Source organism: Desulfurococcus sp. (assembly GCF_049970475.1).
In the GTDB taxonomy this organism is placed as follows: Archaea; Thermoproteota; Thermoprotei_A; order Sulfolobales; family Desulfurococcaceae; genus Desulfurococcus; species Desulfurococcus amylolyticus.
This window is the reverse complement of the sequence record NZ_JBMFMW010000021.1, coordinates 5,873-15,608: the sequence shown is the minus strand read 5'-3', so window position 1 is coordinate 15,608 and position 9,736 is coordinate 5,873. Positions and strand designations below refer to the sequence as shown.

Below are 9,736 nucleotides of genomic sequence, written 5' to 3'. Positions count from 1 at the left end.
CAGGTGGCCCGGTCACAGCTACAGTCCATGACATGGGGTTTGCGACAACGATTGATTACACAGATAGGGATGCAGCGGGTAGAAGACTGACAGAGAAAAAACATGAGCTGGTTAAGCTAAGGAAGTGGCAGGCAAGAACGAGGATAACAACTAGTGTTGAAAGGAACCTAGCACAAGCAATGAACGAGCTGGATCGGTTATCAGATATATTGAATCTGCCCTCGTACGTTAAGGAAGAGGCGGCTAGAATATATCGTAATGCAGTTGAAAAAGGAATAGTTAGAGGCAGAAGTATTGAGAGTATAATAGCCGCTACAATATATCTTGCATGCAGAGAAATGAAGGTACCACGTTCACTTGATGAGATAACAAGACATACCAGGGTGAACAGGAAGGAGATAGCCAGATGCTATAGGCTCCTATTAAGGGAGCTGCATATAAAAGTTACTACAACCGATCCAGTGGACTACGTCCCTAGGATTGTACATGGATTAGGGCTTCCCGGACAAGCAGTTAAAATAGCTATCGAGATAATTAATAAGGCGAAGGAACAAGGTGTCACGGGTGGAAAGGACCCAGCCGGATTAGCAGCTGCAGCAGTATACATCGCTGCTGAACAGCTGGGAGAGAAGAGAACTCAGAAAGAGATAGCACATGTGGCAGGGGTGACAGAGGTAACTGTAAGGAACAGGTATAAGGAACTCGCGAAAATACTCGGACTAGAGTATGAATAAACCACAGATATTTCTCAGGCTGCTGTGGATTTATAGATAACTTTAATATCTCTAGAAAACTGAATTATTAAGTGGTGGATAACGTAGGGTGGGTTAAAAATAGTTTGTTCAGTATTTCAACCCTAGTCTATAACCAATATGTTTTCAGGAGGTATCCCGAATTCCTCTATCAGGATCTGTTTTACTCGATGCCTGTGATCTCCCTGGAGCTCTATCCTCCCCTCTTTGAATGTGCCGCCAGTAGCTAGCTTCGTCTTCAATGCTTTCGCAACTTGCTTGAGGAATTCCTTATCGTTTGGTAATCCATCTATAATGGTTACTGCCTTACCGAATTTTCTCGTATCAAGCCTTATCTTGACAAGCGACTGCTCTATTCCTGACTGCTCACAGAGCTCTGGTGGTAGCCCACCGCATATTGATTCATCTATCTTCTCATCCATTGCCTACTCCATCACCAACTCAAAGATTCCAATTAGAAAATATGTAGAGGGAGGTTTTAAAGTCTTTGAACATTATACTGGTGTATGGTGGGCTGGCATGGTTAAATATAAGTGTGGTAGATGCGGGTATGTATTCGACGAGGAGGAGATGAGGAGGATCTTCGGTAAACAAGTTAAATGCCCTAACTGCACGTATGAGATAGTATACAAGGTTGCAAGACCATACAGAATCATTAAAGCTACTTAGCCTCGGTATGCTGTTTCCGCTTTCATATAGGTTTACTAGGGTTTACTATCAAAATTCTTTTATTGAAGAATATAATTGCATGTATGAATCTATTCCTGAAGCACTCTGCAAGCCCAAGCAGGATGCAGGGGAAAAAACGAGGGGATGAAACCAATTTATATAACCCTATATGAGGCCTGAACTCCCTAGTAGACCCCAATAGGTCTATCTCCCACCCCTGGCTAATGCAGCTAGCTCAAATACTAGTTTACCAGCCAGTATACTTGTAACATCGTTTACATCGACCAGCGGGTTTACTTCAACTATATCAAATCCTACCAGGCGGCTCGACGACCCCACTATTTTCTTTAATAGTCCAAGTAATTGTAGAGGGGTTAACCCGAAGGGCTCCGGGTTCCCCACGCCAGGCGCATATGATGGATCAATAACGTCCATATCTATGCTTATATATACCCTCCCTAACTCCACTGCTTCCACTGTTTTTTCAAGAACGTCTAGAACTGAGTATACCTTGATATTTTCCAAGGTTTTCAAGTACTCCAACTCCTCACCACTGTAGGCCCTGGAGCCTATATGTATAACTCTCACACCTTTCTCAACGAGTCTTCTAAGGAATGATGCGTGATTCAATCTTGAGCCGAGGTATTCATCCCTTAGATCGAGATGTGCATCAAAAACCACTAGGGTGTCAATGCCGTCCATTAGCCCGCTTACAATTGGGTAGGTGATTAAGTGTTCCCCTCCTAAGAAACCGAGGGGTATCCCCTGGTACTCCCTCCAAGCCCCCTTGGCAACACTTTGTATTATTGATAGGGATTTCTCTACATCTCCAGGTGGCAGGATAATGTTTCCCAAGTCGATGAAACCCTCGCTCTCCATGATTCTCCTAGTTGACAAACTATAGAACTCAATGTTACATGATGCGTTCCTTATATAGTCCGGCGCGAATCTTGAACCAGGCTTATATGTTGATGTGTAATCCATGGGCACACCGATTAATACCCCTATATTACTGCTGGACTCCATACAGGCAAACTTCACTGATCCCTGTAGTAGTAGCCTCCAATTCATGTTCACCACCACTTAAACGAATATTTAAGGTGAACGCGTTATTTAAAATCCAAGTACAAGGGGATCGAGTTGAGTAATGGAGAAGATATATATGGTAACATAATGGAATTAGCAAAGAAACGCGGTATATTCTGGGGAAGCTTCGATATATATGGTGGGTTAGCAGGCTTCTATGATTTCGGTCCGGTTGGAGTACTCCTCAAGAGGAATTTAATCAACCTATGGTTGAAGACATTCGTATACTCTAATGACCTAGTTGTGGAGATTGAAACACCGGTGATTAACCCCAGGATAGTATTTAAGGCAAGCGGACATGAGGAAAGCTTCATGGATCCTGTTGTAGAATGCCTTAAATGCGGTAGAGTATACAGGGCTGATCACCTGGTTAAGGAGGCAGCAGGCATAGATGTAGAGGGTTTAAGCCCCGAGGAAATACACAGTGTTATCCTGAGAAACAATATCAAGTGCCCCGAGTGCGGTGGTGATCTAGGTAAACCCTTCTATACCCTCCTATTGTTTAAAACAGAGATAGGCCCATACAAGGGGGAAATAGGCTACCTCAGGCCCGAGAACGCTCAAGGGATGTTCATAAATTTCGCGAATATTCTCAGAGTAGCTAGAAACAGGCTTCCACTAGGCATAGCACAGGTCGGCAAGGTTGCTAGAAACGAGATATCGCCACGCCAAGGGTTACTCAGGCTCAGGGAGTTCACTATAATGGAGCTCGAGTTCTTCTTCGATCCAGAAGAGGTGGAAGAGGCAAGTGGATACATTAATAGCATCGCAGATGTAAAAGTAAGAGTGCTCACTAGTGAAGCTAGAGTGAGGGGTGTAGAAGAACCAGTTGAATATACTATTAGAGAACTAGTTGAGAAACAGATAGTTAAAACCCCATGGCTTGCCTACTGGATTGGTTTAGGAGAGGTGTTTGCGAGAAGACTTGGAATACCACATGAAAAAATCAGGTTCATCGAGAAGCTACCTCATGAAAGAGCCCATTACTCCCAGCAGACATTCGACCAGGAAGTATACACTGAGAAATATGGATGGATAGAGATAGCTGGATACGCTTATAGAACGACATACGATTTAAGCAGACATATACAGTATAGTAAAGCGGACCTAACGTTCTTTAAACACTATGAGAAACCAGTTGAAAGAATTATCCCAAAAGCATATCCTGATCCAGGTAAAATAAAAGACCTCTATGGCGGGGAAATGGGAAGAATAATGGAAAGACTCGCTCAGAAAACTCCTGAGGAGATCTATAGAGAGCTGGCTGAAAAAGGATATGTCGAAATAGAGGGGCTTAAGATGCCTAGTGAAGCCTTCATAGTAAAGCAGGAAAGGGAGAAAATACATGGAGAGAAAATCATTCCACACGTCGTAGAACCATCATTCGGGGTCGAGAGGCTCCTATATATAGTCCTTGAATACTCGTACACGATGAGGGATGGTAAGACAGTTCTAAAACTACCAGTATACCTAGCCCCCTACCATGTAGCAGTATTCCCATTAGTAACGGGCAAAAAGCAAGAGCATGCGAGGATAATTGAAATAGCTAGAAACATATATAGAAGACTCATTACAAGAGGATTCAGAGTTATCTACGATGATGATGGAAGCATCGGTAGGAGGTATGCCAGGGTCGATGAGATAGGCATCCCATACGCTGTAACAGTAGACTACCAGACCCTGGAAGACGGCACAGTAACTGTGAGAGATAGAGATAGCACTCTCCAGGAGAGAGTAAAGATCGATGAGCTCGAGAAATACCTGCTTATGAAATACGGGTTCCAGCCCGACCTACTTACTCCTTAACCAGCATTCGTGTTTTTAAGGTTGAACACGGTATATCTCAATATAATGGTGATTGAATGGAGCAGTCTACTAGTGGAGGAGAAAAGGAAACAGGTACACAACAGAAAATCGACGTCTCCAAGTTGGTCTCAATAATTCCACCAGCCTCCGAATTAAAGAAAAAAGAAAAGAAGCTGACTGAGAAAAGGGTTAGGATAAGGTTTGATCGGACACTAAACGAGCCAATAGCTAAAATACCCTCGGCTCTTGCATCAATGCTGGACATAAAGAATGATGAGCGGGTTGAAGTAGTAGTGGCCGGTAGGAAGAGATTCGAGTTTAAGGCACTAGTCTTCGAGTCCACTGATGAAAACGTTGTCTACGTATATCCAGGGGAAATAGAGAAAAATGGTGTTGCAGATAATAGTATTGCAACAATAAGGAAAGTCTGCTGAGATGATAATCTAAATGCATTTAAATGAATTAGCCTCATTAATAAGAACCCTTGTCGATGACTATGAGAAGCTCATAGACCAAGGGAAGATCCTTAAAAGCCTACATGATAAGGAACAGGTTGACTTATTCATCTCAGAAGCCAGCAAACTACTTGATTCCTCGGCACGTATCCTGCCAGAGGCTAAATTAGTTGTAAGTACCCATAGCTTGGGAGATCCTATAGTTAAACATATATCAGTGTACTATAGGATGTTAAAACTTATCAGTATAAGATACATTGTGGATCTCCTAGAGGAAGCCTTACCAGTCTACCAGGGAATGCCAGAGGTATTAAGCGAGCTTCAGAGGCTTTTAGCCGGGTTCAAGAAGCTGGAGGACACTCTTTAATCTTCACGATCCTACCCTTCACATATCTATACCGTGTTCCAGTCACCTCAACTATCACTAAACAACCATTCAGACCCCTCCTGGCTATCCGACCTAGAAATATCACTGGTCCATGTTTAACTGGATATCCATAGACCCTGCCATTACTTTCAATTATGAAGGCCTCTACATGCTTACCCAGGATTTCCTTTTTCTGCATAGTGTTATACCTTCTTACGACGGCTTTCAACCTGGCTATCCATTCCTCCACGCCACGTTCTTCGGATGGTATTTTTTCAAAGGCCGTATATGGGAGGGGAGTATACTTGTAGAGGGTTATTTTTTCAACACCTGCCTCACCTAGTTCGTTAACGGTTTTGAGCGTCTCCTCATATATCTTCCTGCTGGCGAAGGGTAGGCTATGCATCAGGTATACGTAGGGTCTAAGCGAGTTCTTCTTTAAGAGCCTCACCGCGTTCACTACGTCAGCTACTTTTATGGGTTTCCCTAATACCTTGTCATTATATGTATCACTACCGGTTTCAAGCCCTATATGTACTGTTGTCCCAGGCAGGTATTTTCCCAGTATTTTAGCTACTTCATCGTTGACCAGGCATGCCTTGATATTCTCAATCATGACTACAACTCTACCCTGGGACACTGGTTTCAACGCGTTAAGACGTGATAGCAACTCCTCGATAGCTTCGGTGTTCGCTGGTGGGTTACACGGATTAGTTAAAGGCCCATTTACGAGTAAATCCCTCCCATAGTCTAGGATGTCCGGGGCGCTTAACACTATCCTACGTGCACCATGCTCGATTAACTCCTCTACTTCTTTCACTATACTATCAACACTCCTCGACCTAGCTGGGCCAAACATTGAGGGAACACTGCAAAAACCGCAACCAGGCGGGATATTGACTGGGCAGTTAACTCGTTCCTCATTCTTACTGCTTCTACAGTTTCCACAGAATATGCAACCTATGCTCCCCACCATAGGGCGCATGAAATTACTGCATCCCCGCACGGCTTCCACATATACCCTGTAAACCTGTGGATAGTCGAACATTTCATCTATCCGTGCCCAGGGTTTGAGAGAGGATAAAACATCGCTGGGAGTGTGTATGTGCCTAGTCGTTAAGGTGACTGCCCCATTATCTCTAAAACCTAGCGCCGGAACCTCGTGTTTACTACACCTATCCTCAACTACGCATTCCATGAATCTTTGAAGAGGTATCTCGGCCTCACCAACTATAACGTAGTCGATATCGAACCTCTTCAATAACTCACCGTATTCAAAGCCAACCGGCCCTCCCACGGTAATTACTGCTGAGGGATTAACTCTTCTAATATACCCTACGACTCTACCCAGAGCTCCCTTATCACTACTCATTGCTGATAGAAAGATGTGGGTAACACTTCTGATAACGTCCTTACTACCCATGGCTTTTTCGTATGGCATGAGCAATGTGTCGTATTTTTCAGAAAGCATGCCAGCTACCACTCGTGGACCCGCACCCACGACATCATATGTTGAGTACCTTTTACCCGTGGACCTGGCAAGTACATCGATAACCAGCATCCTCATTTTTCCAGCCTCGCCTAGATAATATTTTTGGATATAGAGCATTATAGCGGTGCACTATCCTCGGAAAAGTTCCCCACTGCTTGATCTATATACATACCGATGTCATTAACTCCCAAATTACTTAAATACCCTTTATACTAATGATTTATCTTGACCGGGATGAAAGGGGGTTAGTGGTGAGCGAGAGCCCTGAGAGAGGTTCGCTTGCTGAGTTAACAGCTATAGAGTACCTAGGTAACATGATGTCTATTGTGAGCGATCAGGTCTCAGTGTTAGCGGCCCTAATGAACCAGTATTCTCCAAGCCCTGACATCGAGAAGATGTATGAGAGGGTAAGGTCTATTAAGCATCGTGGAGAGGAGATGAAAATAATGTTGATGGAGTACCTGGTTAAGAATAGCGAGGTAATGATGTATTCGAGGAGCTATATAGAGATGGTTAGAACCATAGATAGATTCATACAACACGTGGACAGCGTAGCGTACAGGATACTCATAGCATCTAAAAACAATATCAGTATAAACAACGACCTGATTACCACGCTTCAAACAATGATGGGGAAGGTTAGACAACAGGTTAACCTAATACAGGATTCGCTACAAAAGCTGTCAACGCATCCAAGAAAATCCATGGAGCATGTTGACGAGGTGTTGAAACTAGAGGATGAAGTGGACAACATATTTAGGGAGTCTATATTCAAAGTATATGAGACCTACTCTAGCTCTGTAGCTGGATTAATGGTTTTAAAGGATTTAATAGAATATATTGAAGAGCTCAGCGACCTACTCAAGAACCTCGGTGAGGAAATACGTTATCTAGCACTAGTGAGAACAGTAACGAGGTAAATGGGGTAGAGGAGTGCCAGGGATATTTACTACATAACAGGGTTATAATTCCCGATCCCAAATGCGCTTCTAAGATATACTGGGATGGATATTATGGTTCCTTTCTCGGCGTATCCAAGCCGAAGGATAGAAGCATAAGTGCCCCTCTAGAGCTCTCCCTGATAGAAGCTCTCTATCTTCTCAAGAGGGGCAGAATAAGGGTTTTCCAAGGCGACTCCTCACTAAATGCAGGGGATTTATATAGTATAGCTGTGGGAAAGATACCGAGGTTCGAGGAATTATACACAGTGTATAACGACCTACGTAGCCATGGCTTGATACCGAGAAGAGGGTTGAAATTTGGCTGCGACTACTTAGTATATAGGCATGGACCCGGCATAGATCACGCGCCCTTCGGGCTTCAAGTTTTCAGGGCCGACGAGATCATAGATCCAGTGGAATTAGTAAGGATGGGTAGATTACTCCACTCAGTAAGAAAGAAACTCATCATAGCAATCTATACTGGGAATAACATAGTGTACCACCTACTCGATTGGTGGAAACCATAGCTAAACCGAACCCCAGTTATGGCCAACAGTTTTCCGCCCACGGAGACATAAAAACCATAGACGGGAAACGGTACCAGCGAACCACTTCTGAACATATATCTGGTGAGATAAGCATGAGTCTAAGTCTGTGTGAGCCTTAAAAACATTTTTCAACATTAAATGTTAACGAGAGATAGTGTAGCTGATAATAGTAAATCATGGGGTGTGCCTAGTTGAATAACACTAGTAGTGAGCGATGGAGGAATGAAGACCGACGCCACTACGAGGGTAGAGGAGCTAGGTATGAGAAAACAGGACATCATGGTAGTTATGCATCAACCCGTTTCCAACACCTCGAGGAGAAGAGGCTGGAGCCGCAGCCTATAGGTGATAAATGTAATCCTCTATGCCCATTTTTCACCTGCAACAAGAACGCCTTAATGATAACCTCCAAGCCTGTAAGGGGAAAAATGATCCGCGTTGCACAATGTAGATTAATAGGCGGAGATTGTATCAACGGTGAGTGCCAATATGCATCGTGCAGGTTGAATTCACTACTACCAGATGGTAGATGTGCCAAGGCATTGGAGAGAAAGATTAAGCAGAGCAGCGATGAAGAAATGTTCAAGCAAATGAAGCAGTTCGAAGACTATGATGTAAGCGACTTCATAAGGTGATAAGACTGGTTAAAAATGCCCTCCTTGAACGCTAAATAATCTAATGTCAACGAGTGAACGGATATCATAGAGGTTGAAACTGCCTTGGCTTTTTTAAGGGTTAACTAATGCCCCATCTCTTATAGAGATTATGCTCTACATGTAATGCGTCGAGTATCTTCCCAACTATGAAATCGATGGTATCCTCTATACTTTTAGGCTTAATATAAAAGCCCGGTGAGGCAGGCATTACTACCGCGCCAGCCGTTGCCAGCCTATATAGGTTGAATAAATCTATGCTGGAAAGCGGGGTTTCCCTAAAGACTAACACTAGTTTATTCCTTAAACGCAATACTGCACTAGCTGTTCTCGTGACTAGATTATCTTGGATACCATTAGCTATCTTGGCAATCGTGTTCATCGAGGCAGGCACTATAACCATGTCTGTAAACACTAGATTACTACTGCTGGCTAGCTCCGATGAAAAATCATTTTCAGGGTAAACTGCCTTAACACCATTTAAGCCCTTGAGAAACTCCAAAAGATCTATGCCTTCCTCATATAAAGCCACTTTAACAGCGTTAAAGGTGTAAACCACGTAGACCTCACTATACTTGTTTTTAAACACATTTATTTTCTTAAGCAGACTCAACCCGTACGAGATACCGCTTGCCCCAGTTAAGGCGATAATAAGTGAGGAGCCCACCATTATCCATCAATCCTGCGCGGGGTCATCACATACTCAGACCTTTCGAGCCCTATCATCTAATTATGTTGATTACGTGGTTCATGCTTATTAAGTTGACTCATAATGTATAACGGTTATCTATAACAATAACATAAACATACCATTCACCCGAGAGCGGTTGTTTAGAATCTCTGCACCCGGGTTCATTATGGTCTTCCCGGGCTTCATCACCATAGTTCCTCCCCGGATCTCGGGAACTAGGGTCACTAAATAGATTCCTGGTCTTTAAGAATTATAATCTTGCCTCGGTATGCTGTT

11 protein-coding genes and 1 pseudogene are annotated in these 9,736 nt (G+C 43.4%); 8 read left to right on the top strand and 4 right to left on the bottom strand.

Annotation, left to right across the window (positions count from 1 at the left end):
* A partial coding sequence (locus ACP5N5_RS02490) for a transcription initiation factor IIB (RefSeq protein WP_428132385.1) occupies nucleotides 1-734 on the top strand: 734 nt, incomplete at its 5' end.
* Between the two features lie 122 nt (nucleotides 735-856).
* Here the strand turns inward: ACP5N5_RS02490 and yciH are convergent.
* Nucleotides 857-1,174: a stress response translation initiation inhibitor YciH gene (gene yciH, locus ACP5N5_RS02485; RefSeq protein ID WP_012607726.1), complete on the bottom strand. Its 318-nt coding sequence runs from the start codon at nucleotides 1,172-1,174 to the stop codon at nucleotides 857-859.
* A gap of 97 nt (nucleotides 1,175-1,271) precedes the next feature.
* Between yciH and ACP5N5_RS02480 the strand changes: the two genes are divergently transcribed.
* Entirely contained in the window at nucleotides 1,272-1,421 is a 150-nt protein-coding gene (locus tag ACP5N5_RS02480) for a DNA-directed RNA polymerase subunit P (protein ID WP_042666969.1), read from the top strand.
* 204 nt (nucleotides 1,422-1,625) lie between these two features.
* Here ACP5N5_RS02480 and speB read toward each other — a convergent pair whose 3' ends face one another.
* Nucleotides 1,626-2,492 carry an agmatinase gene (gene speB / locus ACP5N5_RS02475; RefSeq protein WP_042666967.1) on the bottom strand — a complete coding sequence of 289 codons (867 nt, stop codon included), beginning with the start codon at nucleotides 2,490-2,492 and terminating at the stop codon, nucleotides 1,626-1,628.
* Nucleotides 2,493-2,561: 69 nt separating this feature from the next.
* Here speB and glyS point away from each other — a divergent pair, with 69 nt between their 5' ends.
* From glyS to ACP5N5_RS02460, 3 genes are read left to right on the top strand one after another with little or no spacing between them, the layout of a single operon-like run.
* Nucleotides 2,562-4,313: a glycine--tRNA ligase gene (gene glyS / locus ACP5N5_RS02470; RefSeq protein ID WP_428132367.1), complete on the top strand. Its 1,752-nt coding sequence runs from the start codon at nucleotides 2,562-2,564 to the stop codon at nucleotides 4,311-4,313.
* A 56-nt stretch (nucleotides 4,314-4,369) separates the two neighbouring features.
* On the top strand, nucleotides 4,370-4,747 hold the full coding sequence (locus ACP5N5_RS02465) for a hypothetical protein (RefSeq protein ID WP_042666964.1): 378 nt from the start codon (nucleotides 4,370-4,372) through the stop codon (nucleotides 4,745-4,747).
* Between the two features lie 13 nt (nucleotides 4,748-4,760).
* Entirely contained in the window at nucleotides 4,761-5,135 is a 375-nt protein-coding gene (locus ACP5N5_RS02460; protein ID WP_012607721.1) for a hypothetical protein, read from the top strand.
* On the opposite strand, the gene ACP5N5_RS02455 is transcribed toward ACP5N5_RS02460, so the two are convergent.
* Nucleotides 5,110-6,744, bottom strand: coding sequence for a B12-binding domain-containing radical SAM protein (locus ACP5N5_RS02455; RefSeq protein WP_428132356.1), 1,635 nt, complete (start codon nucleotides 6,742-6,744; stop codon nucleotides 5,110-5,112). The genes ACP5N5_RS02460 and ACP5N5_RS02455 overlap by 26 nt on opposite strands.
* Nucleotides 6,745-6,878: 134 nt before the next feature.
* Here ACP5N5_RS02455 and ACP5N5_RS02450 point away from each other — a divergent pair, with 134 nt between their 5' ends.
* The 3 genes and pseudogenes from ACP5N5_RS02450 to ACP5N5_RS02440 all read left to right on the top strand — a co-directional run bounded on the left by ACP5N5_RS02450 (nucleotide 6,879) and on the right by ACP5N5_RS02440 (nucleotide 8,751).
* Complete coding sequence (locus ACP5N5_RS02450) at nucleotides 6,879-7,547, top strand: DUF47 domain-containing protein (protein ID WP_428132352.1); 669 nt, start codon at nucleotides 6,879-6,881, stop codon at nucleotides 7,545-7,547.
* A gap of 29 nt (nucleotides 7,548-7,576) precedes the next feature.
* Nucleotides 7,577-8,095, top strand: a pseudogene (gene endA, locus ACP5N5_RS02445) (tRNA-intron lyase); the annotation flags it as partial.
* Between the two features lie 212 nt (nucleotides 8,096-8,307).
* A complete protein-coding gene (locus ACP5N5_RS02440; protein WP_012607717.1) occupies nucleotides 8,308-8,751 on the top strand; it encodes a hypothetical protein in 444 nt (147 codons plus the stop codon).
* A 100-nt stretch (nucleotides 8,752-8,851) separates the two neighbouring features.
* On the opposite strand, the gene ACP5N5_RS02435 is transcribed toward ACP5N5_RS02440, so the two are convergent.
* Nucleotides 8,852-9,439, bottom strand: coding sequence for a UbiX family flavin prenyltransferase (locus tag ACP5N5_RS02435; RefSeq protein ID WP_012607716.1), 588 nt, complete (start codon nucleotides 9,437-9,439; stop codon nucleotides 8,852-8,854).
* Nucleotides 9,440-9,736 lie beyond the last annotated feature (297 nt).